Origin of the sequence: Sphingomonas sp. 7/4-4 (assembly GCF_027941955.1) — a bacterium.
Taxonomy (GTDB): domain Bacteria; phylum Pseudomonadota; class Alphaproteobacteria; order Sphingomonadales; family Sphingomonadaceae; genus Sphingomonas.
In genome coordinates this window covers 2699000-2725147 of the sequence record NZ_CP115960.1, presented here as the reverse complement: position 1 = coordinate 2725147, position 26148 = coordinate 2699000, and the positions used below count along the sequence as shown (strand labels likewise).

At 66.6% G+C, this 26148-nt stretch carries 21 protein-coding genes and 8 pseudogenes; 10 read left to right on the top strand and 19 right to left on the bottom strand.

The annotated features are described in order from the left end of the window. Nucleotides 1–21: 21 nt before the first annotated feature. From tilS to ptsP, 5 genes and pseudogenes are all read right to left on the bottom strand, one after another. Nucleotides 22–1005, bottom strand: a complete 984-nt coding sequence (tilS, locus tag PIB19_RS13705) for a tRNA lysidine(34) synthetase TilS (protein WP_271237818.1) — start codon at nucleotides 1003–1005, stop codon at nucleotides 22–24. Then, on the bottom strand, nucleotides 983–1699 hold the full coding sequence (locus tag PIB19_RS13700; RefSeq protein ID WP_336297147.1) for a tetratricopeptide repeat protein: 717 nt from the start codon (nucleotides 1697–1699) through the stop codon (nucleotides 983–985). Before PIB19_RS13700 ends, tilS begins: the two co-directional genes overlap by 23 nt. Continuing rightward, entirely contained in the window at nucleotides 1696–1932 is a 237-nt protein-coding gene (locus PIB19_RS23095) for a hypothetical protein (RefSeq protein ID WP_336297146.1), read from the bottom strand. The genes PIB19_RS13700 and PIB19_RS23095 overlap by 4 nt, the downstream gene beginning before the upstream one ends. A gap of 74 nt (nucleotides 1933–2006) precedes the next feature. Further along, the gene (locus PIB19_RS13695) at nucleotides 2007–2849 is read right to left on the bottom strand and encodes a helix-turn-helix domain-containing protein (RefSeq protein WP_271237817.1); all 843 of its coding nucleotides are present in this window, start codon (nucleotides 2847–2849) and stop codon (nucleotides 2007–2009) included. Nucleotides 2850–2957: 108 nt separating this feature from the next. Further along, nucleotides 2958–5233, bottom strand: a pseudogene (gene ptsP, locus PIB19_RS13690) (phosphoenolpyruvate--protein phosphotransferase). A 189-nt stretch (nucleotides 5234–5422) separates the two neighbouring features. Between ptsP and PIB19_RS13685 the strand changes: the two are divergent. Together PIB19_RS13685 and PIB19_RS13680 are read left to right on the top strand one after the other, a co-directional pair. Continuing rightward, the gene (locus PIB19_RS13685; protein ID WP_271237816.1) at nucleotides 5423–5764 is read left to right on the top strand and encodes a PadR family transcriptional regulator; all 342 of its coding nucleotides are present in this window, start codon (nucleotides 5423–5425) and stop codon (nucleotides 5762–5764) included. 252 nt (nucleotides 5765–6016) lie between these two features. Beyond that, on the top strand, nucleotides 6017–6745 hold the full coding sequence (locus PIB19_RS13680) for a hypothetical protein (RefSeq protein ID WP_271237815.1): 729 nt from the start codon (nucleotides 6017–6019) through the stop codon (nucleotides 6743–6745). Between the two features lie 32 nt (nucleotides 6746–6777). Here the strand turns inward: PIB19_RS13680 and PIB19_RS13675 are convergent. From PIB19_RS13675 to PIB19_RS13665, 3 genes and pseudogenes are all read right to left on the bottom strand, one after another. Next, nucleotides 6778–7807, bottom strand: a pseudogene (locus PIB19_RS13675) (NAD(P)H-dependent flavin oxidoreductase). 52 nt (nucleotides 7808–7859) lie between these two features. Further along, entirely contained in the window at nucleotides 7860–8654 is a 795-nt protein-coding gene (locus PIB19_RS13670) for a hypothetical protein (RefSeq protein ID WP_271237814.1), read from the bottom strand. A 221-nt stretch (nucleotides 8655–8875) separates the two neighbouring features. Continuing rightward, the gene (locus PIB19_RS13665; protein ID WP_271237813.1) at nucleotides 8876–10156 is read right to left on the bottom strand and encodes an aspartate kinase; all 1281 of its coding nucleotides are present in this window, start codon (nucleotides 10154–10156) and stop codon (nucleotides 8876–8878) included. 58 nt (nucleotides 10157–10214) lie between these two features. On the opposite strand from PIB19_RS13665, the gene ubiG reads away from it, so the two are divergent. Next, nucleotides 10215–10946: a bifunctional 2-polyprenyl-6-hydroxyphenol methylase/3-demethylubiquinol 3-O-methyltransferase UbiG gene (ubiG, locus tag PIB19_RS13660; RefSeq protein ID WP_271237812.1), complete on the top strand. Its 732-nt coding sequence runs from the start codon at nucleotides 10215–10217 to the stop codon at nucleotides 10944–10946. Between the two features lie 6 nt (nucleotides 10947–10952). Here ubiG and PIB19_RS13655 read toward each other — a convergent pair whose 3' ends face one another. The 4 genes from PIB19_RS13655 to PIB19_RS13640 form a co-directional block, all read right to left on the bottom strand. Beyond that, a complete protein-coding gene (locus PIB19_RS13655) occupies nucleotides 10953–11507 on the bottom strand; it encodes a carbohydrate binding domain-containing protein (protein WP_271237811.1) in 555 nt (184 codons plus the stop codon). A gap of 84 nt (nucleotides 11508–11591) precedes the next feature. Continuing rightward, the gene (locus PIB19_RS13650) at nucleotides 11592–11963 is read right to left on the bottom strand and encodes a tRNA-binding protein (RefSeq protein WP_271237810.1); all 372 of its coding nucleotides are present in this window, start codon (nucleotides 11961–11963) and stop codon (nucleotides 11592–11594) included. Between the two features lie 10 nt (nucleotides 11964–11973). Next, nucleotides 11974–12987, bottom strand: a complete 1014-nt coding sequence (locus tag PIB19_RS13645; protein WP_271237809.1) for an ATP-dependent DNA ligase — start codon at nucleotides 12985–12987, stop codon at nucleotides 11974–11976. A 20-nt stretch (nucleotides 12988–13007) separates the two neighbouring features. Continuing rightward, entirely contained in the window at nucleotides 13008–13358 is a 351-nt protein-coding gene (locus tag PIB19_RS13640) for a GFA family protein (RefSeq protein ID WP_271237808.1), read from the bottom strand. 233 nt (nucleotides 13359–13591) lie between these two features. On the opposite strand from PIB19_RS13640, the gene PIB19_RS13635 reads away from it, so the two are divergent. The 3 genes and pseudogenes from PIB19_RS13635 to PIB19_RS13625 all read left to right on the top strand — a co-directional run bounded on the left by PIB19_RS13635 (nucleotide 13592) and on the right by PIB19_RS13625 (nucleotide 16380). Further along, nucleotides 13592–14155, top strand: a complete 564-nt coding sequence (locus tag PIB19_RS13635) for an endonuclease III domain-containing protein (RefSeq protein ID WP_271237807.1) — start codon at nucleotides 13592–13594, stop codon at nucleotides 14153–14155. A gap of 18 nt (nucleotides 14156–14173) precedes the next feature. Further along, nucleotides 14174–14868: pseudogene (ung, locus tag PIB19_RS13630) on the top strand (uracil-DNA glycosylase). A gap of 48 nt (nucleotides 14869–14916) precedes the next feature. Beyond that, nucleotides 14917–16380 carry a S41 family peptidase gene (locus tag PIB19_RS13625; protein ID WP_271237806.1) on the top strand — a complete coding sequence of 488 codons (1464 nt, stop codon included), beginning with the start codon at nucleotides 14917–14919 and terminating at the stop codon, nucleotides 16378–16380. 224 nt (nucleotides 16381–16604) lie between these two features. On the opposite strand, the pseudogene PIB19_RS13620 reads toward PIB19_RS13625, so the two are convergent. Further along, nucleotides 16605–16976 (bottom strand): annotated as a pseudogene (locus PIB19_RS13620) (response regulator); the annotation flags it as partial. Between the two features lie 22 nt (nucleotides 16977–16998). Between PIB19_RS13620 and PIB19_RS13615 the strand changes: the two are divergent. The 4 genes and pseudogenes from PIB19_RS13615 (at nucleotide 16999) to PIB19_RS13600 (ending at nucleotide 19356) form a co-directional block, all read left to right on the top strand. Further along, nucleotides 16999–17265 (top strand): DUF3572 domain-containing protein, encoded by a 267-nt coding sequence (locus PIB19_RS13615; protein ID WP_271237805.1) that lies wholly within the window; start codon nucleotides 16999–17001, stop codon nucleotides 17263–17265. Then, a complete protein-coding gene (locus PIB19_RS13610; RefSeq protein ID WP_271237804.1) occupies nucleotides 17262–17897 on the top strand; it encodes an HAD family hydrolase in 636 nt (211 codons plus the stop codon). Before PIB19_RS13615 ends, PIB19_RS13610 begins: the two co-directional genes overlap by 4 nt. A gap of 9 nt (nucleotides 17898–17906) precedes the next feature. Beyond that, nucleotides 17907–18373: pseudogene (locus PIB19_RS13605) on the top strand (RidA family protein). A gap of 188 nt (nucleotides 18374–18561) precedes the next feature. Continuing rightward, nucleotides 18562–19356, top strand: a complete 795-nt coding sequence (locus tag PIB19_RS13600; protein ID WP_271237803.1) for a TorF family putative porin — start codon at nucleotides 18562–18564, stop codon at nucleotides 19354–19356. Between the two features lie 68 nt (nucleotides 19357–19424). Here the strand turns inward: PIB19_RS13600 and PIB19_RS13595 are convergent, their stop codons facing one another. The 6 genes and pseudogenes from PIB19_RS13595 to PIB19_RS13570 all read right to left on the bottom strand — a co-directional run bounded on the left by PIB19_RS13595 (nucleotide 19425) and on the right by PIB19_RS13570 (nucleotide 26148). Then, a complete protein-coding gene (locus tag PIB19_RS13595) occupies nucleotides 19425–19898 on the bottom strand; it encodes a DUF3035 domain-containing protein (RefSeq protein ID WP_271237802.1) in 474 nt (157 codons plus the stop codon). Further along, a pseudogene (gene lspA, locus PIB19_RS13590) lies at nucleotides 19891–20405 on the bottom strand (signal peptidase II). Before lspA ends, PIB19_RS13595 begins: the two are co-directional and overlap by 8 nt. Next, a pseudogene (ileS, locus tag PIB19_RS13585) lies at nucleotides 20405–23283 on the bottom strand (isoleucine--tRNA ligase). Before ileS ends, lspA begins: the two co-directional pseudogenes overlap by 1 nt. Before the next feature lie 104 nt (nucleotides 23284–23387). Continuing rightward, nucleotides 23388–24311 (bottom strand): bifunctional riboflavin kinase/FAD synthetase, encoded by a 924-nt coding sequence (locus PIB19_RS13580; RefSeq protein WP_271237801.1) that lies wholly within the window; start codon nucleotides 24309–24311, stop codon nucleotides 23388–23390. 192 nt (nucleotides 24312–24503) lie between these two features. Next, nucleotides 24504–25669: pseudogene (locus PIB19_RS13575) on the bottom strand (dipeptidase). Next, entirely contained in the window at nucleotides 25666–26148 is a 483-nt protein-coding gene (locus PIB19_RS13570) for a dihydrofolate reductase (RefSeq protein ID WP_271237800.1), read from the bottom strand. The pseudogene PIB19_RS13575 and the gene PIB19_RS13570 overlap by 4 nt, the downstream one beginning before the upstream one ends.

The window sequence follows — 26148 nt, the reverse complement described above, 5'->3', positions numbered from 1 at the left end:
CAGCACGTTTGGCCTCGGCTTTCACCCCCGCAATCGTACCGGTGCCTCCGGAGTTGAGTGTGGCGACGATGCGATCGAGGCTGTCGCCGCGGATTTCCGTCTCCAGCTCGAACTCGAACCGGATGTAGTCGATCGCTCTTCTGCCAGTCGGCGCCGGAGTTCGTGGGGCAGATCGGTCGGGTCGAGCCAGACGACTTCATGATTCTCGATTCGGCTGCGCGCGGACCATTCGCGTTCGGCAATCCATTTCAGTGCATCCTCTGCGTGCCGCAGGTTGGATGCTGCCAGCGCCAGGCGCGCGGCCGGCAATTCGTCGCTTTCCGCAAGGAGCGCGCGCATGCGGGCCCGGTCATAGCGGGCATCGCTATTCGACGCATCTTCAACCGCGCTCAATCCCGCCGTCGCCACGATATCCGCCAGCTCGGTCCGGCTCCAGCCGAGAAGCGGCCGCACGAGTGCGGGCCCCGGAATGCCTTCACACAGCGGACGCGTGCGACGCATTGCCGCCAGCCCGCGCACGCCGGCGCCCCGCCGCGCCCGCATCAGGAAGGTTTCCGCGACGTCATCCTGCTGGTGCGCGACCGCCACCCACTCGGCGCGCCATGGCCGGTCCGACCGGAACGTTCCGGATGCGCCCCAGAATTGAAGGAGGAAATAGCGTAGCCAGCGCGCCCATTCCTGCAAATTGCCGACAGGCGGAGTGCCGTCCGGGCGCGTCAGAATGTCGTGAGGTACGCCGAGGCGTTCGCAGAGACGATGCACGAATGCCGTTTCCTCCGCGGCTTCGGGCCGCAGGCCATGGTCGACTGTGGCTGCGACTACGTGTCCCGGATAGGCGGCGGCGGCGAGCAACAGCAGCGCAAGGCTATCCGCTCCACCGGAAACGGCCACGCCGAGCTTATGCTCCGCATCCGGCGCATGTCCGATGATCGCCTCCAGGTCGCGCCGGAAGCGCGCGATGAGCTCCGCCGGAGGCGTCAGCTCATTTGCACTTTTGCGCGACACGTCCCTCGGCGATGCCGTTCTTCATCTCCGCCGACAGCCGCGCGCCGTAAAGCTGGTCGAGCTCGGTATAGACCTTGCACACTTCGCTCGCGGGCTTCTTCAGCTTGGTGAGCGCCTGCGCCAGATAATAGAGGCTGTCCGGCGCGCGCTCGCCGTTCGGGTTCTTCTTGTAATTCTCGTAAAAGGCGACCGCCGCGAGGCTCGGCGCACCGGCATCGAGATAGGCGCGGCCGAGCAGGTTCTGCGAAAAACTCGCACGGCGATGCTCCGGATATTTGGTCGCCACCGCCTCGAGTTCGCGGCGCGCCTCGGGATAGAGCTTGGCCTGCCACAGGCGATAGCCATAGGTATAGCCGTCCTCGGCCGGATCGCCCGAATTGGGCTTCTGGATCGCCGCGACCTGCTGCGCGCGGGTGCCCGTCGGCTTGGCGGCGGGCGTCTCTTCGGCGGGCGGGCGGGTCGCGGGCCGGGTGGGCCGCGTGGAGGTTTCACCGAGATCGACCGGTGCGATTACCGGGGCGCCCGATGCGCCGATCTGCGCGCCGCCGTCTTCCAGCGCCTTCAGCCGCGCGTCGGTCGCGCGCTTATAGGCGCTGAACCCGTCCTCGATCTGGCGGAGCCGATATCCGTCCTGCTCGACCTGTCCGGTGAGCGACTGCACCTGATTCTCGAGCGCGGCGACGCGCTGGGTCAAGTCGGCGACCGGGCTCCCCGAAGGACGCCTGGCATCTCGGTGGTGGCGGCGTCGGGCACGATCTGCGGTTCGATCGTCTGGCCCGCGCCGCCCGGGAACACCTTGCGCTGCACGGCGCGCATCTCGCGCTCGAGCCGGTCGACGCGGCCCTCGACCGCTGTGGTCTGGGCCTGGGCGGAGACCGGCCCTGCAATGGCGGCGGTCAGGCCTGCCGCGACAATCAGAAAACGCATTCGTCACACCCCCGGTGCTGATTTCGGGAATTAACCAGATGATATAGTCGACACGCCGTGCCTTGTCGCCAGCCTTAAAGCGTGGCGGCGGCGTTGCCAGCAGGCGCGTCCACGGGTGCGGCAGATGGGGTCGCTGGCGCGCCGGATTGCCCGCGCGCCTGTAGCGCCGCGGCACTCACCTCGACTTCGACAGTCGTCACGCCGGTGCCCAGCGGCGGCACGTTCGAGCCGTTGAGCAGCACCTGGATCCGGTCGGGCCGGGCGGTGCGAACCCGCGGGCGATCGGCATCGGCCGGTACGTCATAGCGCTCGTTCGGCGCCATTTCCTTCTCGAACAGCCGTTTGCCGCTCGCATCGGTCACGCGGATCCACGCACTGTCGGTCGCCACCAAAGTCACTTGCCCGCCGGTGACCGGCGCTGGTGCGGGTGCCGTGGCATTGCCCGGATCGGCGGCGATCGTATTTTCAATGGGGATCACATTCTCGTCCGGCGCGCCGCCGCGGAACAGATCGGTGCCATACCAGAGCCCGACGCCGATCAGCACCAGCACGGCGACGATCACGCCGACGATGACGATGCCGCTCGGCGGCGTGCGCGAGCGCTCGTTGAAATCATAGGCCGGGGGCGGCGCGGGGCGCTCCGGCCGCTCGCCGATCTCGAGCCGCAATTCGCGGGCGAGTTCGACTTCGTCGGCGCCGATCGCCCGGGCATAGGCCTTGGCGAAACCGAGCGCATAGGTGGACGAGGGCAGGCTGGAGAAGTTCGACTGCTCGATCGCCTCGAGATGGCGTAGCGGAATGCGCGTGCGGCTCGCAATCTCGCTCAATTCGAGCTTCTGCGCCTCGCGCGCCGCACGCAGTTTCTCGCCCACGGTGGCGGGGAAAAGCGTCGGGTTGTCGGCGTTTTCGCCTTCCATTCTCACCTCCGGCGGAAGGGTTCGCGGCCCTGGGTGCTCCCGCCTTTGCGCGGGTGTCCCTCACGCCGCTGCGCCTGTCAACGCTGCCGCAGCAAATCTGGCGAAAGATCAGGCGAGTTCGACCGAATGCTCACTCGCCCAGCCCGTGAGCACGTCGCGCAGCGGCGCGCGCGGGTCGGCGAGCCACGGCGTCATCACGTCGATCAGCGCGCCGCGGTCGAGCGAGCGGACCATCGCCTTGATCGGTCCCACTGCCGCCGGCGTGATCGAAAGCCGGTCGATGCCGAGCCCGATCAGCGCCATCGCCTCCAGCGGACGCCCCCCATCTCGCCGCATACCGCCACCGGCACGTCGGCGGCGTGCGCGTGATCGACCACGCGCTTGAGGAAGCGCAGGATCGACGGGCTCAGCCAGTCGTAACGCAGCGCCAGCTTGGGATGCGCGCGATCGGCGGCGAACAGGAATTGGGTGAGATCGTTGGTGCCGATCGACAGGAAGTCGATCTTCGGCAGCAAGATGTCGAGCACCTCGGCGAGCGCCGGTACTTCGAGCATCGCGCCATAACGGATCTCGGTCGGCATTTTCCGCCCGCGCGCCGCCAGCCATGCGCGCTGCGCCTCGAACAGGTCACGCGCGGCGTCGAACTCCCAAGGCTCTGAGACCATCGGGAACATGATGTTGAGCGTCTTGCCCGCGCCCGCCTCGATCAGCGCGCGCGCCTGCGCCTTCATCAGGCCGTCGCGATCGAGCGCGAGCCGCAGCGCGCGCCAGCCCATCGCCGGGTTCTCCTCGTTGCCGTCCTCGTCGTGGTTGAGATAAGGCAGGGCCTTGTCGCCGCCGATATCGACGGTGCGGAAGGTCACCGGGCGCTCGCCTGCGGCCTCCAGCACGTCCTTGTACAACCGCTTCTGCGCTTCGCGCTGCGGCAGGGTCGCCGAGACGAGGAACTGGAATTCGGTGCGGAACAGCCCGATCCCGTCGGCGCCGGTCAGGTCCAGTGCGGCGAGATCGTCGCGCAGGCCGGCATTGACCATCACCGTGATGCGGTGCCCGTCACTGGTTATCGGGATTTCGCCGCGCAACTGCGCGAAGGCGGCGCGGCGCTTCTGGCTGAGCGCCAATTTGGCCTCGAACGCCTCCTGCATCGCCGTGGTCGGGCGGACGAACAGGCTCTCTTCGGCGGTGTCGAGCAGCAGCATGTCGCCCTCGGCGATCAGCCGCCGCACGTCGCGCACGCGGCCGAGCACGGGCACGCCCATCGCCCGCGCGACGATGGTGACGTGCGCGGTCAGCGATCCTTCCTCCAGCACCACGCCCTTCAGGCGCCGCCGGTCATATTCGAGCAATTCGGCCGGGCCGAGATTGCGCGCGATCAGGATCGAATCCTGCCGCAGGCCCATCTGCGCCGCAGTGCCCAGCTGGCCCGAGACGATGCGGAGCAGTCGGTTGGAAAGGTCCTCCAGATCGTGCATCCGGTCGCGCAGCAGCGCATCGTCGATCTCGCGCATCCGCATCCGGGTGCGTTGCTGGACGCGTTCGATCGCCGCCTCGGCGGTCAGCCCCGAGTCGATCGCCTCGTTGATCCGCCGGCTCCAGCCTTCGTCATAGGCGAACATTTTGTAGGTCGCGAGGACCTCGTCATGCTCGCCGCCGCCGCCGAATTCGGCCTGGCTGGCCATGCGCTCGATCTGGTCGCGCATCTTGTCGAACGCGGCATAGACGCGGTGGCGCTCGACCTCGATGTCCTCGGCGACGGTATGCTCGATGGTGATGCGCGGCTGGTGGAACACCGCGACTCCCGCGGCCATGCCCTCGACCAGCTTGAATCCCGTCGATCGCGTCGCCGCGGTCGATTGCGGGCGCGTGGTGGCGCCGCCGGTCTGGTCGACCAGATCGGCGTTGGCGATCAGCTCGGACAGCACCATCGCGACGGTCTGCAGCGCCTCGATTTCGACATCCGCATAGCGCCGCGGCTCGGCATGCTGGACCGCGAGCACGCCCACCGCGCGCTCGCGCCGGATGATCGGCACGCCGGCGAAGCTGTGGAAGCGCTCCTCGCCCGTTTCGGGGCGATAGGCGAAGTCGGGATGCGTCGCCGCCTCGTCGAGGTTCAACGTCTCGACATTGGCCGCGATGGTGCCGACCAGACCCTCGCCCAATGCGAGCTTGGTGACGTGCACCGCTTCCTGCGCCAAGCCGCGCGTCGCGAACAGTTCGAGCACGCCTTCGCGCAGCAGGTAGATCGAGCAGACCTCGCTATCCAGCGTGGTGCCGATGATCTCCGCCACCGAATTGAGCTTGGACTGCGCAGGCAGCCGCTTGGCCATCACGTCGTGAAGGCGGGTGAGGATCTCGCGGGCGGAAGCGGCGGCAGTGAGGGCCATGCTCCTCGGCTAACAGATTGTCCCGGCGCGCGCCATTGTCCCGCAAGACAAAGCGCGCCTCGGCGAACCGGCGCGCCGAACCACTGAGGAGCCGGGTCGCGGCCGGCATCCTTGCGTGCAATTTCCCTATTGCATTTGCCATTACTGTATATCATACAGTGTATGACACATACCATGTGAGACACGGCAATGCCCATCGAAGAGGACCTGTTCGAAAAGTTGCGCGTCGAGCTCCGGCGCGGCTCGCTGGTGCTGGCGGTGCTCGGGGCGCTGCGCGAGGAGCGCTATGGCTACACATTGCGCACCAGCCTCGAAGAGGCCGGGCTGCCGATCGACGAAGGCGCGCTCTATCCGCTGCTGCGCCGGCTCGAGACGCAGGGCCTGCTCACCAGCGAATGGCGCGAAGAGGCGAAGCGCAACAAGCGCTTCTACCGCCTCTCGCCCGAAGGCCTCGAGATCCTCGCCCAGTTGCTCGGCGAATGGAACGCCATTTCCGAATCGATTGTCCGCCTGACCGAGGGAGACAGATAATGGACCTGATCGAACGCTATCTCGGCGCGGTGCGCTGGAACCTTCCCGCCGCCAAGGCCGACGACATCCTCGCCGAGCTCGGCGACCTGATCGCTGCCCGGATCGAGGATCGCGAAGAAACGCTCGGCCGCGCGCTGACGCGGAACGAAGTGAGCGCGCTGCTCCGGGAATTCGGCCATCCGATCGCCGTCGCCGGGCAATATCACGATCAGCGCGCGCTCATCGGACCCGAATTGTTTCCTTTACTGGTTCGTGCTGAAGATCGTCCTCGCCATCGTGTTCGTGATCGAGGCGATCCAGGTCGCGGGGCGGTTCGTGACCGGCAGCGAGGCCTTTGGCGCCGCACTGGCCCACGGCGGGGGCGGGATGATCACTTCGCTGCTCGTCAATGCCGCGTGGGTCACGCTCGGCTTCGCGGTGGTCGAGCGGACGGGCTTGCTCGCCGCCTATCTCGCGCGCTGGAAGCCCGAGGAATTGCCCGATCTGCCGGCGCTGCGGATTCATCACCCGAAGCGCACGCCGTGGAACCGGGTCTGGGAAGCGGTGGCCAGCATCGCGTTCGGTGCGGCTTTCCTCGCCTGGTGGTTCGGTGCGATCCGGGTGCCGTTCCTTCCGCACGATTCCGATGTCGCGATCCATGCAGCGTCAGTCTGGGCGAGCTTGTTCTGGCCGGTCGCGGCTTTGGTCTCGCTGCGCATGCTCCAGGGACTGGTCACGCTGTTCCGGCCGGGATGGAAGCCGCTGCGTGCCGCACTTTCCATCGGCGGTACCGCCGGCACCCTCGCCATCGCGGCGGTGCTCCATCAGGCGGGACGCATCGTCCTCGTCACGCCGATCGCCACCGACGCCGCCAAGGCAGCAGAGATCCAGCACGGTCTCGATACCGGGCTAGGGGTGGCGGTCGTAGCGGTTGCGCTGGTCTCCGTCTGGCAATGCGCAGCGGAGCTCTGGCAGATCTATCGGGAGCGCCCGGTTCGTTGAAACCTCCTCCCGGCGAAAGCCGGGAGGGCGGCTCAGGCCGCGCGCTTCTCCAGTGCGTGTGCGGCCTCTGCCATCAGCGTGGCGATGATCTCGGCGACGGGCTCTTCCTTGGTGACCATGCCGACCGACTGGCCGGCCATCACGCTGCCATGCTCGACATCGCCGTCGATCACTGCGCGGCGCAGCGCCCCGCCCAATAATGCTCGATCTGGAGCTGGGCCTCCATCATCTCGACCTTGCCCTCGTCGAGCAACTGGGCGACTTCGCGCTGCTTGGCAGTGAACAATTCGCCGGCGGCGTTCTTGAGCGCGCGCACCGGGATCACGGGAAGCCGCGGATCGATCTGGACGCTGGCAGTGGCATCGCGTGCCGATGCGCGGATGAACGCCTTCTTGAAATTGGCGTGCGCGATGCTCTCGGTCGCGCAGACGAAGCGCGTGCCGAGCTGGACGCCCGCCGCGCCCATGTCGAGATAGCCGGCGATCGCCTCGCCGCGGCCGATCCCGCCGGCGACGAACACGGGGACCTGGGTCGCCACCTCGGGCAGGATCTCCTGCGCCAGCACGCTGGTCGAAACCGGGCCGATATGCCCGCCGGCCTCCATGCCCTCGACCACCAATGCATCGACGCCCGAGCGGATCAGCTTCTTCGCGAGGCTGAGCGCCGGCGCGAAGCAGATCAGCTTTGCGCCGAATTCCTTGATCGCGTCGAGGCTGCCGGCGGGGGCAGGCCGCCCGCGAGCACGACATGGGTGACCTCGTGCTTCTTGCACACTGCGATCAGCTCGAGCAGCTGAGGATGCATCGTGATCAGATTGACGCCGAACGGCTTGTCCGTCAGCGCCTTGGTGCCCGCAATTTCCTTGTCGAGCTGCTCGGGGTTCATCGCCCCACACGCGATCAGCCCGAACCCGCCGGCGTTGGACATAGCCGCGACGAGATTGCGCTCGCTCACCCATGACATCGCGCCGCACATGATCGCGACCTCGCTGCCCAGGAATTCGCATCCGCGCGCCATGCGGCGGGCCAGGCGCTCGGCGCCGATACTGCTGTCAGTGGTCATGGCGGCAGGGCCTAGCCGGGGCGAAGGCTTTGGGGCAAGCGCGGAACGCGGCTCACTCGTCCGCTAAAGTGCCATAAGTGATGCGGATGCTGACCCAGGTGCCGGTCAGCTCCTTGCCGCCGACGCGCGGCGCACGCACGCGAAACTGCCATGCCGCCTGCCGCACCGATCCGGCATAGCCCGAGCCGCGCGGTCCCTCGCCGAGCTCCTGGCAATCCTCGACCCTGTGATCGGCGACGGTGCGGCACGCGATCAGCCCCCAGCCCGGCCCGCGGGCGCGGCTGGAGATATAGGGCGAAAGCTCCACGTCCCGCGGACGGCGAAACCATTCGGCGGCGTAGAGCGGCTCGCCATTGGGCGCCTTGCCCACCACGGCGCTGTCGCCCGGCCGGCTCCCCGATTCCACCGCGGCTGCCGTTTCGCCCTCCGGCGCCGGCGCTGGTGCCGAGCCCCTGTCGGCAATGTCCGCGGCCTTGTATTCGGGGCGCGTCATCCGGACGAAGGTGGGCGGGAGCGGCGGCGTCGGCGGCTTGGGCACGGGCGGCGGCTCCACCGGCCTGGGCGGCACGGGGCGGGGCTTGCCGCTTTCCGTCTTGCGCTCGACGGCCTTTTTCTCCGGTGTCTTGTCCGCTTCCTCGCTGTCGCTGCGTGGTCCCTCGATGCCGAAGACGCTCGGCACATCGCCCTTTTCCTTGCCCGGGATCACCGGCGTCATGAACCAAAGCAGCAGCGCCACCAGCAATTCGATCAGCAGCGCGAGGACGAACGCGATGCCGCGCTGGCCGAGCGAGGCGCGCAGCCGGACGGTAGCGCTGGGGCGCGTTTCGATGGAATCGGCTACGGACAAGGCGGTGCGAGCGATGCGTTCCGAAGGCGGCGGAAAGATGTCAGTCGCGCTCCAATCGGTGCTGGTAATGTAGGATTTCGCCTGCTGTATCCTGATCGATGGAGACCAGCCCCGCCTCGTTGACACGCCGCGCGCAAACCGGCGACAGTGTCAACCGTGTGCCAAGTTCCGCGGAAAACCGCGTTTCGAGTCAACCGAGTCAACCACCATCCGGTTGGCAATCAGGCCGCGGCGTCTTCCGCGTCGAGACCATAAGCCGTGTGCAGCACGCGCACCGCGAGCTCGGTCTCGTCCTCGTTGATCAGCACCGAGACCTTGATCTCGCTGGTGGTGATCGCCTGGATGTTGATCCCGCGCGCACCCAGCGTCTTGAACATCGTCGCGGCGACGCCGGCATGGCTGCGCATGCCCACGCCGACCACCGAGATCTTGGCGACGCGCGTGTCCTGGAGCAGTTCGGCGAAACCGATATCGGCCTTGGACTGGTTGAGCGTCTCGATCGATCGGGCGAGGTCGGCCGCGGGCACCGTGAAGGTCACGTCGGTCGCGCTCGCCGAACCCGAGCTCTGGTGCGCGATGTTCTGGATGATCATGTCGACGTTGATGTTGGCCTCGGCCAGCGGGTCGAAGATCGACGCCACTGCGCCGGGCTTGTCCGGCACTGCGGTCAGCGTGATCTTGGCTTCGTTCTTGTCGTGCGCGATGCCGGTGATGAGCTGGCTTTCCACGTCCTGAATCTCCTCTTCGCCCACGATCATCGTGCCGGGCAATGTGTCCGCCATCGGCGCCGTGTCGCCGGTGAACGACGACAGCACCTGGACGCGGACCTGTTCCTTCATCGCCAGTCCCACCGAACGCGTCTGGAGCACCTTGGCCCCGACGCTGGCGAGCTCCAGCATCTCCTCGTACGTCACTTTCTTGAGCTTGCGCGCCCGCGGCACGATCCGCGGATCGGTGGTGTAGACGCCGTCGACATCGGTGTAGATGTCGCAGCGATCGGCCTTGACCGCCGCCGCCACGGCGACGGCGGACGTGTCCGATCCACCGCGGCCGAGCGTGGTGACGCGGTTGCTGCCGTCGCTCGTCACGCCCTGGAAACCCGGGATCACCGCGACTTCGCCACGGCTCCAGCCTTCCTCGAGGCCGGTGGCATCGATCGACTGGATGCGCGCCTTGGCGTGGGCGCTGTCGGTGTGGATCGCCACTTGCGAGCCGAGCCACGAGCGCGCGGGCACGCCGAGCGCCTGCAGCGCGACCGAAAGCAGCCCCGAAGTGACCTGCTCGCCGCTCGAGACCACCACGTCATATTCGCGCGGATCGTAGAGCGAGCTCGCCTCGCGGCAGAAATTGACCAGCCGATCGGTGTCGCCGGCCATCGCCGAGACGACCACTGCGACCTGGTTGCCCGCTTCCCATTCGCGTTTGACGCGGGCGGCCACATTGCGGATGCGCTCGATGCCGGCCATCGAGGTGCCGCCGAACTTCATCACGATGCGTGCCATGTCGGGTGCTTGTTTTCCGGGCCTTGGGAAGGATGAGGCGGCCTGATAGGAGGCGGCCATGGCGAACGCAACCAAAGCAACTATTGACCGCCGAGAAGCTGAGCATTTCGGCAGGCTCGCCGCGGACTGGTGGAACCCGAAGGGTTCGTCGGCGATGCTCCACCGCCTCAACCCCGCGCGCCTCGCTTATATCCGCGAAGTCACCGACGCGCATTTCCAGGGCGACGGCATGTCGTTCACGCCGCTCGCCGGCAAGACCGCGCTCGATGTCGGCTGCGGTGCCGGCCTGCTCGCCGAGCCGCTCGCCCGGCTCGGTGCGAAAGTTACCGGCCTCGACGCCGCGCCCGAGAATATCGGCGCCGCCCGCGCGCACGCCGCTGCTGCCGGAGTCGCGGTGGAATATATCGCCGGCGGGATCGAGGATTTGCCCGGCCGCCGCTTCGATCTCGTCACCTCGATGGAAGTGATCGAGCATGTCACGAATCCCGCCGCCTTCGTCGCCGGCCTCGCCGATGCGCTCGCGCCCGGCGGGCTGATGATCCTGTCGACGCCCAATCGCACCGCGTTGTCGCGGCTGGCGATGATCACGCTCGGCGAAGGCACCGGCGCGATTCCCAGGGGCACGCACGACTGGAACCAATTCCTCACGCCCGACGAGCTGACGGCGTTGCTCGAGGGCGCAGGGCTGAAGGTCGGCGACCTGCGCGGTCTCGGTTTCTCGCCCGCGCGCGGCTTCGTCCTCCGCGACGATACCAGCCTCGATTATCTGGTCACCGCGCGCCGTGCCTGAGCGTCCCTATTGCCCCATGTCGAGCACTGCGACCGGCCCCATGTCGATCACCTGCTTGCCGGTATTGAGGTGGAACGCCGCGCCGATCGTCCCGACGGCATAGTCCTTGTCGACCTTGCCCGAGAACTGGAGCAGCTTCCATTCGGGCGTGACGTCGAACGGCTTGCCGAACAATGCGGTGTAGGGCGCGGTCGTAAGCTGGATCTGCGCATTGATCTTGGCGGTCGGCGCGTCGCTTTTGTTCAGCCGGGCATAGAAAGCGACGACCAGTTTGTCGCCCGCTTTGACCGGCTTGAGCAGTGGCACGTTGACTCCCATGCTCCACGGGTCGCCCGTGCCGGTCAGCGGCAGGCGAAGCGCCTTACCACCCTGCACCGCCTTGTCGTTCACCAGCTTGGGCGCGGGAGTGAAGCCATAGGCCTGGAAGCTCGCGGGGTTGGTGTTGGTGATCACCTTCTCCGCGAGCGCGTCGTCGGCCGATTTGGCATCCTGCGCGACGCCGGGCATTGCGAGCAAGGCAGGCACGGCGGCCCCCAGCGCGAGTGCGATCCGCAAGTTCATGATTCCCCTCCTTATGTCTTTGAGGGAGAGACTATGCCGCGCCGCGCCGCCGTCAACGGCAAATCGGGCGGGCCAACGCAGCGATCAGAACAGCCTGCCCCCGTTCGGCACAGCGGTGCTCGGCCGGACCAGCACGACCTTGCCCGCTTCGTCCGGAAAGCCGAGCGTCAGCACTTCGGACATCACCGGCCCGATCTGCCGCGGCGGGAAGTTGACCACGGCGGCGACCTGCATTCCGGGCAGCTCCTCGAGGCGATAATGCTCGGTGATCTGCGCGGACGAGCGCCTGCGCCCGATCACCGGCCCGAAATCGATCAACAGCTTGTAGGCGGGCTTGCGCGCCTCCGGAAACGGCAACGCCTCGACGATCGTGCCGACGCGGATGTCGACGGCGAGGAACTGGTCGAAGCCGATCGTCTCGGCGGGGAGGGCGGCGGGATCGTGGGTGACGTGCATGGCCGGCCCTTTATCGCGCCGACTCCGCCTCCGCCAAGGCCGCTTCGACCAACGCCGGCCGCGCCTCCTCGCCCAGTTGCGCCATCGTGCATTGCCGGGGTGCCTTGTCCGGCCGCCAGCGCAGGAAGCCGGTGCCGTGGCGGAAGCGGCGGCCGGTGACATGGTCGTAGCGCACTTCGACGACCAATTCGGGCCGCAACGGCTGCCACTCGGCCGAGCGTTCGGTGGACCAGCGGCTCGGCCCGCCGGGGGCGTCGCCGGTGAAGCCGGGCGCCTCGACCAATGCTTCCAGCCGCTTGGTCAGCGCCGGACGCTCGGCCGCGGCAATCGCCGAGGTGAAGCCGACATGATGGAGCAGGCCGGCATCGTCATAGAGCCCGAGCAGAAGCGAGCCGACCTCGCGCTTCTTGCTGGCGTAGCGGAAGCCGCCGACCACGCAATCGGCGGTGCGCAGCCTTTTGACCTTGAGCATCGCGCGCTCGCCGGGCTGATAGGCCTCGTCGCGCCGCTTGGCGATCACGCCGTCGAGTGCCCCGCCCGCCGCGTCGAGCCAGCGTTGCGCGACTGCTCGGTCCTCGGTCAGCGGCGACAGGCGCAACGTCTCCGAGCGATGCTCCGCATGAAAGGCTTCCAGCACCGCCCGGCGCTCCGCCAGCGGTCGATCGGCGAGCGCGCCCCGTTCGGGCGACCACAGGCAATCGAACAGCATCAGCCGCGCCGGCGTTTCGACGGAGAGTTTCCGGATCCGGCTCTCCGCCGGATGCAGCCGCATCTGCAATGCTTCGAACGACAGAGTCGGCCCCATTGGAATCAGCAGCTCGCCGTCGAGGACCACCTGCTCCACCGGCAGTGCCGCGATCACCGCCGCCACTTCGGGGAAATAGCGCGCGAGCGGTTTGCCCGATTTGGACTGGAGCTCGACTCCGCCGCGCCGCTTGAAGGCGAGGCAGCGGAACCCGTCCCATTTGGGTTCGAACTGCCAGCCCGGCTCGTCGGGCAGGGCCTCGACGAGCCGGGCCTCCATGGGCTCGATGCCGGCGAGTTTCAGCTGCTGGCCCCGTCATAATGCTGGATCTCGAGCGCTTCGAGATCGACTCCGTCGGCGCAGCGCAGGTTGATCTCGACCATCGCCTTGCCGTCGGGACCCGTGCCCTCGGCGAAGGGCGCGGTTCCGCACGTCTTGCAGAAATGATGGCCGATCACATGATGGTTGAACTTGTAGGTGCCGACGGCGCCGCGCGATCCGTGCAGCGTGAACTTGTCCGGGGTGGTGAAGTGATGGAGCGGCGCCTTGCGCCGGCAGATCGAGCAATTGCAAGCCAATGCGCTGGTTGGCGGTTCCTCGTCGACGGTGTAGCTGATCGCGCCGCAATGGCAGCTTCCGGTGAACGGCATGTCCTGTCTCCTGGCTTGTGAACGTCTTCGCGCGTCGGGCGATCCGATACCCCGGATTTGCCGTGAGGACCATTGCAAATGTTCCTGATATGTTCTAGACTTGGGCAATGCAATCGAGCTTCGCGTTTCGAGGCCGCGACGATCTGCTTCTCTGGCATCGGAGGCTGACTCCGCTGCTGGAGCGGGTCCGGCCCCACCCGGCACGGCGGCCAGTCGGTCAATTGGTCAAATCGATGATCAGCGGCCGCACCCGGGATGCGGTGTCGCAGGTCGCCTATGACCGGTTGGTCGCGACGTTCGGCTCGCCGCGATCGGTCGCCACCGCCGATGCGCGAAACGTGCAGCGCGTGATCCGGGGCGTCACTTTCGCCGAGGTCAAGGCGACGCACCTCGTGGTCGCGCTGCGCCGGATCGCGGTGGAGCGCCGAAGCTTCGATCTCGATTTCCTCGCCGATCTTCCGCTCGACGATGCGCTCGCCTGGCTCGAGCGTCTGCCGGGAGTCGGCCGCAAGGTCGCGGCGTCGACGCTCAATGCCAGCACGCTTTCGCGCCCCGTGCTGATCGTCGATAGCCATGTGCTGCGCGTGCTTCAGCGTCTCGGCTTCGTCGGCGGGCATGCCGACGGTCGCGTCGCAAGCGAAACCGCCACTGCCGCCTTGCCCGATTGGCAGGGCAGGAACTTCCTCGATCTCCATGTCGCGCTCAAGCTGGTGGGGCAGATTTGGTGTCGCCCGATCGCACCGCAATGCGATGCCTGTCCACTCTCCGCCGCTTGCGCGAAGCGGTTGACGGAGTAGCGCTGCATACCGCAATTGATGTCCATGGCGGACGTAAAGCTGCACCCGAGTTGGCTCGAACCGCTGCAAAGCGAGTTCGCGTCGCCGTACATGGCGGCATTGCGCGAATTCCTCGTTGCCGAGAAGGCCGCGGGCAAGCGCATCTTCCCCGCCGGCGGCGAATGGTTCCGCGCGCTCGATCTGACGCCGCTCCAGGATGTCCGCGTCGTTATCCTCGGGCAGGATCCCTATCACGGCGAAGGGCAGGCGCATGGCCTGTGCTTTTCGGTGCGGCCGGGAACGCGCATCCCGCCCAGCCTCGTCAACATCTACAAGGAGATGGAGGCCGATCTCGGCATTCCCCGGGCGCGCCACGGCTTTCTCGAGCATTGGGCGGAGCAGGGCGTGCTGCTGCTCAATGCAGTGCTCACGGTCCAGATGAGCATGGCGGCATCGCATCAGGGGCGCGGCTGGGAGCGTTTCACCGATGCGGTGATCCGGCTGGTCAATGCCAAGCAGGAGCCGGTGGTGTTCCTGCTCTGGGGCAGCCACGCGCAGAAAAAGGCGGCATTCGTCGATTCGATCGACAAAGGCGGGCGGCACCTGGTGCTCAAGGCGCCGCATCCGTCGCCGCTCTCCGCCCATTCGGGTTTTTCGGCTGCAAGCACTTCTCGAAGGCGAACCAATTCCTTGTGAGCCGCGGGCAGAAGCCGATCGACTGGGCGCTGCCGTGACATGGGGTCGCCACGCTGGTAAGCATCTAGAATATTTAGAAAGACCCGATGATGCGTAAGCCCGTTGCGTCCGTGTTGAGCTTCGCGATGGTCCTGTCCGCCTGCGGCGGAGGTGGCGGCGGCAGCGGATCGGTGGTCACGCCGCCCCCAACGGGCGCGACCCCGACCCCGACTCCTACTGCGGTCGCGGGCTGCTCGCTCCGGGAGCGGCAGGATTGGGCGGCGGCGCAGCTCAATGAATGGTACCTCTTCCCCGAGACGCTGCCGGCCGGCTTGAGCCCCGCCGCTTATGGCAATGTCGACGATTATATCGACGCGCTCACTGCCACCGCGCGGGCGCAGGGCCGCGATCGCTATTTCACCTATCTGACCTCGATCGCCGAGGAGAATGCCTATTATTCCTCGGGCTCCAGCGCGGGATACGGCTTCCGCCTTGCTTATGATTCGGCGGGCGGGCGCATATTCGTCGCCGAAGCGTTCGAGGGCGCACCGGCGCTGAATGCCGGGATCGATCGTGGGGCCCAGATCGTCGCGATCGGCACCAGCACGGCTACATTGCGCACGGTCAGTTCAATCCTGGCGAGCCAGGGCACGGCTGGCGTGACCGAGGCGCTGGGTCCCTCGGCGGTCGGCACGACGCGCGTGCTGCGCATCAGCGACGCCGCCGGCACCCGCGACCTGACCGTCGCCATGGCTGATTTTGCGTTGACGCCGGTGTCGTCGCGTTACGGCGCCAAGGTCCTGGACGATGGCGGCCGCAAGGTCGGCTATGTGAATCTGCGCACCTTCATTTCCACTGCCGACCCCGCACTGCGCGCGGCTTTCGCGCAGTTCAAGGCCGCGGGAATCACGCAAGTGATCGTCGATCTGCGCTACAATGGCGGCGGTCTCGTTTCGATCGCCCAGCTGATGGGCGATCTGATGGGCGCTAATCGCGCAGCGACCGATGTGTTCGACTATATGGTCTTCCGCCCCGAGAAATCGGTGGAGAACAACGAGACGCGCTTCTTCCAGCCGAAGACCGAATCGATCGCGCCGACGCGCATCGCCTTCATCGGCACCGGCGGCACGGCATCGGCGAGCGAGCTCGTGGTCAATGCCTTCATTCCGTATCTCCACGCCAATGCGGGGCTGATCGGCACGAACACCTATGGCAAGCCGGTCGGCCAGATCGCAGTCGATCGCGCCGCGTGCGACGATCGCCTCCGCGTGATCGCGTTCGCCACGCAGAACGCCGCGCATCAGGGCAATTACTTTAGTGGTCTGGCGAGCACCGTCGAAGCGAGCTGCCGCGCCGGCGACGACATTTCCTTGCCGCTCGGCGATCCGCGCGAGGCCTCGACCAAGGCAGCGCTCGATTTCCTCGCGGGCCGCAGCTGCACTGCGATCACATCGAGCGGTCCAACCACGCTCGCGCTCCGCACCACCGCCACCACGACCGACACGGCCCGCGAACTGCTCACCCCCGAACGGCCGAGCACCGTCCAGCGGGAGGTTCCCGGGGCGTTCTAAACGAAATCCTCCCTCGCGGAGCGGGGAGGTGGCGCCGAAGGCGACGGAGGGGGCATCTCCGCAAGCGACGCCGCTCGCGGCCAGCCCCTCCACCACTAGCTACGCTGGCGGTCCCCTCCCCGGCTGCGCCGAGGGAGGAATTAGTTTTCGCTACTGCGCGATGTCTCGTCGTCGGCCTTTGGCTCGTCGATCTCCGTTTCCTCGACCGCCTTGCCGCCGCCCGGCACCAGCGCCCGCACTTCCTCCATGAAGCGCGCAAGGCTGATCGGCTTGGAGACATAGGCATTCGCACCCACAGCGCGTATGCGATCCTCATCTTCCCGGCCTGCATAGGCGGTTACTGCCATGATCGGGATAGCGCGCAGGCCGGCGTCCTGCTTCATCTCGCGGATCAGGTCGAATCCGGTGACATGCGGCATCTGGATGTCCATCACGATCAGATGGGGTTCGAACTCGCGCGCTTTGGCCACCGCCTCGCGCCCGTCGACCACCGGCTCCGCGGCGAAGTCATGCGCGCGGAGCAGATCGCAGAACAGCTTCAGATTGAGTTCGTTATCCTCGACAACGAGAACCCTTTTGCCACGCGCAGACCTCATGCAGTTGGAGACGGTTTAGGCGATGCCGCGAATGGAAACAAACGCAGACGCAATTGCGCTCCAGGCATTGGTCTGGACGCTCGGCGATCCCGGGCGCGCGTCGCGGCTGCTCGATCTCACCGGGCTCGATCCCGAGGGGCTGCGCGCCCGGGCCGGCGAGCCCGCATTGCTCGCGGCGACGCTCGGTTTTCTCGAGGCGCACGAGCCCGATCTCGTCGCCTGTGCCGAGGCACTGTCGGTCAAGCCGGCGGAACTCGTCGCCGCCCGTGCAGAGCTCGAACGCGCATGAAACCGCTGCTGATCACCGATTGCGACGAAGTCCTGCTCCACATGGTCCGCCATTTCGGCGTTTGGCTCGACGAGGCGCATGATATCGATTTCACCCCCAATGGCGGCGATTTCGCCACTTCGATGCGCCGTCGCGCCGATCAGGCGCTGGTCGAGCGTACGCAGATGTGGGCATTGCTCGACGGCTTCTTCCCCGCCGAGATGGATCGCCAGACACTCGTGCCGTATGCCCGCGAGGCTTTGGCTGCGCTTGCCGAGCACGCCGATATTGTCGTCCTCACCAATCTCGGCGATCATTGCCGCGAGCACCGCATCGCCCAGCTCGCCACCCATGGCATCGCGCACCGCGTCGAATGCAATCAGGGGCCGAAAGGGCCGCCGGTGGCGAGGCTGGTCGCCGAGCTCAGCGCGCCGGTCGCGGTGTTCGTCGATGATCTTGCGGTCCATCACGAATCGGTCGCCAGGCACGCGCCGCAGGTCCACCGCCTCCACATGATCGCCGAGCCGAGCCTTGCCCCAGATGTCCCGCCCGCGCCGCACGCACATGCCCGGATCGACGATTGGCGCGAGGCGCGCGACTGGATCGCGGCGCGGTTCGCGGCGGGCTTGACCGCCGATGCCGCGAATGGTTGAGCACCTGTCATGACTGACGCAATCGACGCGAAGCTGGCCGAGCTCGGCCTTTCCTCCCCGAAGCAGCGGCTCCGGTCGCGGCTTATGTTCCAGCGGTCGAGGCGGGCGGCCTCCTATATGTTTCCGGGCAGCTCCCGTTTCTCGACGGCCAATTGATGACCGGCCGGCTCGGCGAGGATCGCGACTTGGATTATGGCCGGCAGGCTGCGGAGCGGTGCGGGCTGATGCTCGTCGCCCAGATCAAGAAGACCTTGGGCGGCGATCTCGGCCGGGTCGAGCGCGTCGTGAAGCTCGGCGTGTTCGTCAATTCGGCTGCCGATTTCACCGATCAGCCCAAGGTCGCCAATGGCGCGTCGGAGCTGATGCAGGCGCTGTTCGGCGAGGCCGGCCGGCACGCGCGCAGCGCGGTGGGCGTGCCGGCGCTGCCGCTCGGCGCGGCGGTCGAAGTCGACGCAGTGGTGGCGATCCGCAGCTGATCGCTGTGGCGGTACAGCAACAGTTCGTCACGATCGAGCAACAAAACCGCAAATAATGTTGTGCGCTGCAGCGTCATCCGGCAATGATCTTGTGTCGACCGAAAGCCGTGCGGGCACTTGATGCTCAATAGATACGGCGCCGGCGACAGCAGGTGGGGACCCTTGCGTTTGAATTGAAAGGGATTTCCATGCGCTATTCGATGATCAGCCTCGGCGCGCTCATGCTCGCCGCGGCCGCGCCTGCAATGGCGCAGGATGCGACCGAGACCGAGCCGGCGAGCCCCGTCACCATTACCGGCAGCATCACGCTCACGACCGACTACCGCTTCCGCGGTCTCAGCCAGTCCGATAAGAAAGTGGCTGCGCAATCGACCGTCAACGTCAACCACGAATCCGGGCTCTATGCCGGGGTCTGGACGTCGACGATCGACGATCAGACGTCGCTTCCCGGTTATGGCGATGTCGAGGTCGATCTGTACGGCGGCTACACCAAAACGCTCGAGAGCGGCGTCGGCTTCGACGTGGGGTTACTCTATTACTTCTACGCCAGCGCGCCCAACCGTCTCGGCGGTGCCGACAACGACACCGACTTCTTCGAGCCCTATGCATCGGTGAACTACACGCTCGGGCCGGTGAACGTGAAGGTCGGCGGCAATTATGCGTGGAGCGGCCAGTCGGGCCTCGGCGACGATGACAGCCTCTATCTGTACGGCAATGTCAGCGCCAGCATTCCGACGACCCCGATCAAGCTGCTCGGCCATGTCGGGCGCTCGAAGGGGGCGCTCGGGGCGTTCAACCTCGATCCCAACGATGATTCCTATCTCGATTGGTCGCTCGGTGCCGAGGTTTCGCAGAAGGGCTTCACCCTGGGCGTTCAATATGTCGATACCGACATCACTTCGACCCGTCTCGGCGGCGAACAGTTCAACAGGCTCGTCGGCGGCAAGCAGACCGTGCTCGGCTATCTGACCTTCGCCTTCTAAAGGCGCGGAACGAACAAAGGGCCGGTTGCTCGTCGAGCGACCGGCCCTTTTTCATGTCTGGTACCGCGTTATTGCGGCGTAGCGGGCTGCGGCGTAGCGGGCTGCGGTGCGGCGGTCTGCGGCGCGGCGGGTTGCGGCGTGCTGGCGCGGGCGGCCTGGCCGTCGCCCTGCGGCGCGGCGATGATGTCGCGGGTCGTGCTGCCCTTGTCGACCACGTTGGTGGTCGGGCTGCCGGCGCTGCTCCGCGTGCCGATTTCGGCCGAGGTGCGGCCGGCGGCATCGAGCGTGGCGTTCTCCGAAGCGCTGCGCGCCTGCGATCCGCCGAACAGCGCGTCGAGCGCCTGGCTGGAGGGATTGGCGTCCTGCGGGCGCGGCGCACCCGGCCGCGGCGGCACCAGGGAGAAATCGGGCGGGATCACCAAAGGAGCGGCGCGCGCGACGGCGAATTCATCGGGACGGCTGCGGTCCATCCCGCTCTTGCCGCAGGCGGAGAGCGAGCCCGCGAGCGCGATGCCCGCAGCGACGGTGATCAACTTACGCATTGACTTCATTCTCCACAGCGGGCGCTTGCCCGGCCTTATCGCGCACGAACAGGGCGCGGATCAACAGGATCAGCACGCCGATGGTAATCGCCGCATCGGCCACATTGAAGACCAAAAAGGGCGCCAGTTCCCGAAATGCAAATCGGCGAAGTCGACGACATAGCCGAGCCGCGTCCGATCGAGGATATTTCCCAGCGCGCCGCCGAGCACGAGGCCCAGAGCGATCACGTCGGGCCGCTTCTTCTCGCGCAACATCCACCAGAGCACGCCCGCCGCGATTCCCGCGGTCAGCAGCACCAGCAGCCAGCGCATCGTCGCCCCGCTAGCCGGCAGCAGCCCCAGCGACACGCCGACATTCTTGACGAAGCGCAGGTCGAAGACCGGCAGCACGGTCAACGACGCGTCCTGCACGTCGAGCCCGAGCGGGCCCGTCACATAATATTTGGCGGCCTGATCGATCAGGAACACGCCCGCTGCGACGAGCAGCCCGATATGCCAATTCTTCATCAACCCACCACCTTGGCGCAGCGGTCGCACAGCAAGCCGTCCTCCGCAACCTCGGGAAGATGCCGCCAGCACCGGCCGCATTTATGGCGCTGGGTGGGCGTTACCGTGATGGCCGACCCCTGCTCGACTTTCGAGACAATGAAGAGCTCCGTCAGAAGTTCGCTTGATGCAGGCAGATCCGGAACTGTGACTTCGGCTTCCAAGCTTGAGCGGATGATCTTCTCCCGGCGCTTCGGCTCGATTGCTTCAGTGACGAGACCGCGCAGGAAAAGAATGCCGGTCCAGTCGGCGGTCGTGGCCGCGCCTTCGGGCAGCACCGGCCAGTCGAGCAGATGGACCGATCCGTCCTCGCTCGGAAAGCGCGCCTGCCATACTTCCTCGGCAGTGAAGCTCAGGATCGGCGCGGCGTAGCGCACCAGTGCATGGAACAGCGTGTCGAGCACGGTGCGGTACGCGCGCCGCTTCGGATCCGTGGCCGCGTCGCAATAGAGGCAGTCCTTGCGGATATCGAAGAAGAAGGCCGACAGGTCCTCATTGGCGAAGTCGGTCAGCGCGCGGCTGTAGCGGTTGAACTCGAAATCGTTCGCCGCCGCCTTCAACTCGGCATCCAGCTCGGCGAGCTTGGCGAGCACGTAGCGCTCGAGCTCGGGCATCTCCGATACCGCGACCTTCTCGCTCTCGTCGAACCCGTCGAGCGCGCCGAGCAGGTAGCGGAAGGTGTTGCGCAGTTTCCGGTAGGTGTCGCCGGTGCCGGCGAGGACTTCCTTGCCGATGCGGACGTCCTCGAAATAATCGGTCTGCGCGACCCACAGGCGCAGGATGTCGGCACCGCTCTCGCCGATGATCTTGAGCGGATCGACGACGTTGCCGAGCGACTTCGACATCTTCCGGCCATTGCCGTCGAGCGCGAAACCGTGGGTGAGGACGGCGCCATAGGGTGCATGCCCGCGCGTGCCGCAGCTTTCGAGCAAAGACGACTGGAACCAGCCGCGATGCTGGTCCGAGCCTTCGAGATAGAGGTCGGTGCGGACGCCTTCGCCGTAGCGCGCCTCGACCACGAAGGCGTGGGTCGAGCCGCTGTCGAACCACACGTCGAGGATGTCGGTGATCACCTCATAGTCGGCGAGGTTGTATTTCTCGCCGAGCAGGGACTGGTGATCGGCCTGGAACCACGCATCGGCGCCGCCAGTGGTGAAGGCCTGCAGGATGCGCGCGTTGACCTCGGGATCGCGGAGATAGTCGCCGGTCGCACGGTTGACGTAGAGCGCGATCGGCACGCCCCAGGCGCGCTGGCGGCTGATCACCCAATCGGGGCGGCCTTCGACCATCGAGCGGATGCGGTTGATCGAGCGCTCGGGCACCCAGCGGGTGGTCTCGATCGCATCGAGGGCAATGCCGCGGAGGGTGGCACCATTCGTCTCCCTCTCCCCTTCAGGGGAGAGGGTCGAGGAGAGGGATGAGTGCGACGAACTATCGATAGCCCCTCTCCCCGGCCCTCTCCCCGCATCCGGAGAGAGGGAGAAGGAGTATCCATCGGAATGAACCACTGCGGCGTCGCCCGGAAGATGATCTTGGCCTTGCTCCGCCAGCTGTGCGGATAGCTGTGCGCGAAATCGTCCGAGGCCGCGAGCAGGGCGCCGGCCGCGCGCAGATCGGTGCAGATCGGGCCGTCCGACGCGACGAACTTCTTGTTGATCACCGAACCCTGGCCGCCGAGCCACAGCCAGTCGGCGCGGTACATGCCTGCACCATCGACTGCGAACACCGGATCGATCCCGTGCGCCTTGCAGAGCAGGAAGTCGTCCTCGCCATGATCGGGCGACATATGGACGAGGCCGGTGCCGGCATCGGTGGTGACGAAGTCGCCGGGCAGGAACGGGCGCGGCTTGGCGAAGAACCCGCCGAGATGGCGCATTGGGTGGCGCGCTACTGCGCCGGCAAGATCAGAGCCCTTGCCGGTCCAAACGATCGTCCAGCCTTCACCCTCTGAAAGCCAAGGCGAAAGAGCGCGCCCATAGCGGCCCATTGACTCCACAAGGAGGTCGCCGGCGAAGAGTAATACTCGGCCAGCAGCACGGACGGCAGTGTACTCAACCTCAGGCCCATAAGCCAAAGCCTGGTTCACGGGGATCGTCCACGGCGTGGTCGTCCAGATCACCGCATGCGCGCCGACCAGCTCGGGCGCGTTCGGCGCCTCCGCGATCTCGAACGCCACGTCGATCTGCGTCGACACGACGTCCTCATATTCGACCTCTGCCTCGGCCAATGCCGTCTTCTCGACCGGGGACCACATCACCGGCTTGGCGCCGCGATAGAGTTGGCCGCTCTCGGCGAACTTGAGCAGCTCGCCGGCAATGATCGCCTCGCTCTGATAGTTCATCGTGAGATACGGCGTGGCCCAATCGCCCATCACCCCGAGCCGCTCGAACTGGCCGCGCTGTACCGCCACCCATTTTTCGGCATAGGCCCGGCATTCGGCGCGGAAGGCGACTGGGTCGACTTCGTCCTTGTTGAGCTTCTTGGCGCGGTACGTTTCCTCGACTTTCCACTCGATCGGCAGGCCGTGGCAGTCCCAGCCGGGGACGTAGGGCGCGTCCTTGCCGAGCAGGGTCTGGCTGCGCACCACGATGTCCTTGAGGATCTTGTTCATCGCATGGCCCATGTGAATGTCGCCATTCGCATAGGGTGGGCCGTCATGGAGTAGGAAGGTCTCACGGCCCGCGCGCGCCTCGCGCAGCTTCTGGTAGAGCCCGATCTTCGCCCAGCGTTCGAGGATCGCCGGTTCCTTGGCGGCAAGGCCGGCCTTCATCGGGAAATCGGTCTTCGGCAGGAAGACGGTGTCGCGCCAGTCGCGCGTGGAATCGGTTGCGTCGGTCATGGGTCCGCGCCGATTAGAGGATGGGCCCGATAGTTGCAAAGCCGATGTTGCTGCACCCCATTTCATCCCCTCCACGCCGGCTTCGTGCCGGGGTGACAGGGAAATCAGGCCAGCACCGCGCGTGCCTTCGCCGCATCTGCGTCCATCTGGACCTTGAGCGCGTCCATCGAATCGAACTTCGCCTCGGGGCGCAGATATTCGATCAGCGAGATTTCGATGACCTGATCGTAGAGATCGCCCTGAAAATCGAAGAAATAGCTTTCGAGCAATTCCTCGGGCGGATCGATGCTCGGGCGGATGCCGAGATTGGCGACTCCGTCGAGCACGCGCCCGTCGGCCAGCCGACCGCGCACTGCATAGATGCCGTATGCCGGGCGCAGATAATTGGCCATGTCCATGTTCGCGGTCGGATAGCCCAGCTCACGGCCGAGCTTGGCGCCGTGTTGCACCGGTCCCCGGATCGCAAACGGCCGGGTGAGCAGCTTCGCGGCGCCGCGCGGATCGCCCTCGCGCAGATACTGGCGGATGCGGCTCGACGAGACGGTCTCGCCGTCGAGCGTCACCGGCGCGACCACCCCCGCCGAATAACCGAGTTCCTCGCCCAATGCGGCCAGCGTCATGACGTCACCTTCGCGGCCCTTGCCGAAGGTGAAGTCGCCGCCCGTCACCACGCCGCCCGCGCCGATGATCTCGACCAGTTGCTGCTCGGCGAATTGGCGCGCGCTCAGCCCGGCCAGCGCCGCGTCGAAGTGGAAGACCAGCATCGCGTCGGCGCCCGCCGCAGCGAACAGGCGTTCGCGCTGGTCGAGCGTGGTGAGACGGAAATGCCCCGATTGCGGCTGGAAATAGCGTTGGGGATGCGGATCGAAGGTGGCGACGATCGCTGGCCGCCCCTCGGCCCGCGCGTGTGCGACAGCACGGCCGATCACGGCCTGATGCCCGAGGTGAAACCCGTCGAAATTGCCCAGTGCGACGATCCCGCCGCGAAGCCGCGCCGGCACCGGCGAGCCGTTGTCCAGTCGCTCCATCGGGGTGGCTATAGGGAGAGGGGCTGGGCCTAGCAATTCCTCCCTCGCGAAGCGGGGAGGGGACCATGAAGTGGTGGAGGGGAGCGCGGGGTCGAACATGCCCCGCATGTTCGACCCCGCACTCCGCAGGCGATGCCCCTTCAGGCCCGGCCCTCTCCGTCGCCCTCTCCCCCGCTGAAGCGAGGGAGGAATTTATTGGGGAACGATCCCCGCCCTGAGCACGCGCAGGACATTGCCGCCCATCACCTTGCGGATATCCTCCGGCGTGAACCCGCGGTCCACCAGCGCCTGTGTCACTGCCGCGAGTTGCGACGTGTCGAACCCGGTCGTAACCGCGCCGTCGAAGTCGGAGCCGAGCCCGACATGATCGATCCCCACCAGATCGCGGACATGCGCGATCGCGTTGACGATCGCCGCGGGCGCGGTCGAGCAGATCGCCGCGTCCCAATAGCCGATGCCGATCACGCCGCCGGTCTTCGCCACGCCGCGAATCTCTTCGTCGGTGAGGTTGCGATTGACCTTGCAGGTCGCCTGCACGCCGCCATGGCTGGAGACCACCGGGCGCTTCGCCATCGCGAGCACTTCGGCCACCGTCTTGTGGCTCGAATGGGCGATATCGACGATCATCCCGATCCGTTCCATCCGCCGCACGGTCTGGACGCCGAGCGGGGTGAGCCCGCCTTTGTTCACGCCGTGCATCGATCCGGCGACTTCGTTGTCGAAGAAGTGGGCGAGGCCGGCCATGCGGAAGCCCGCGGCGTGGAGCTTGTCGAGATTTGCGAGCTGGCCCTCCATATCCTGCAGCCCCTCGATCGAGAGCATGCCGCCGACGATCTTCTTGCCGCCCGCTCGATCGGCGAGCAGCCGGTCGAGTTCGGCGGGCGCGCGGATCACGCGCAGCTTGCCGTCCGATCCGGCCGCGGCGCGATCGAGTTTGCGGGCGTGCCACAGCGAGCGCTCGAGCAGCGAGGACCAGGTCTTGGGTGGCTGGAGCTGCGCCACCGTCAGCATGGTGATGTTGTCGGTATCGGCGCCGTTCGAATCGTAATTCTGGTTCTTGGGCGTCTTGGTCACCGACGAGAAGATCTGCAGCGCGACATTGCCCTGGATCAGCCGCGGCAGATCGACCTGGCCGCGATTCGCCCGGTCGAGCAGGCTGCGGCGCCAGAGCAGGGTGTCGCCGTGCATATCGACGATCTGGAGCGAAGCGTGCAGCGCGCGGGTCTGGTCGGTCACCCTGGGGAGCGCGACCGGTGCGACCTTGTTCATATCCGATTCGACCATCGCCGGCGCGAAGCCGAAAAGCCGATTGCGGCGAGCGCGAGGACCGCCGCCGGACCCCAGAGCCATTTTCTCATCGCACGCGCTCCAGGGTTACGAAGCTGTAGGCGGGGCGCCCGGCTTCGCTCGCATGATCCTCGCGCGCGGTTTCGCGCCAGCCTTCGCCGAATTCCGGGACGGTCGCGTCGCCCTCAGCATCGACATGTACTTCGGTCAGTTCGACGCAATCGGCGCGGTCGAGGAAAAGCGCGAACACTTCGCCGCCGCCGATCACCGCGACTTCGCCGTCGCCCGCCAGTGCCAGCGCCGCCGCGGGCGAATGCGCAACTTCGGCGCCTTCGGCATGCCAGCCCGCATCGCGGGTCAGTACGATGTGGCGGCGGCCGGGCAGGGGACTGGGGAAGCTCTCGAAGGTTTTCCGCCCCATCACCATCGGCTTGCCCATCGTCTGCGCCTTGAAGCGTTTGAGGTCGGCGGGCAGGTGCCAGGGCAGTTTACCGTCCTTGCCGATCACGCCGTTATCGGCGCGGGCGAGGTGGAAGGTGATGCGCGCCAT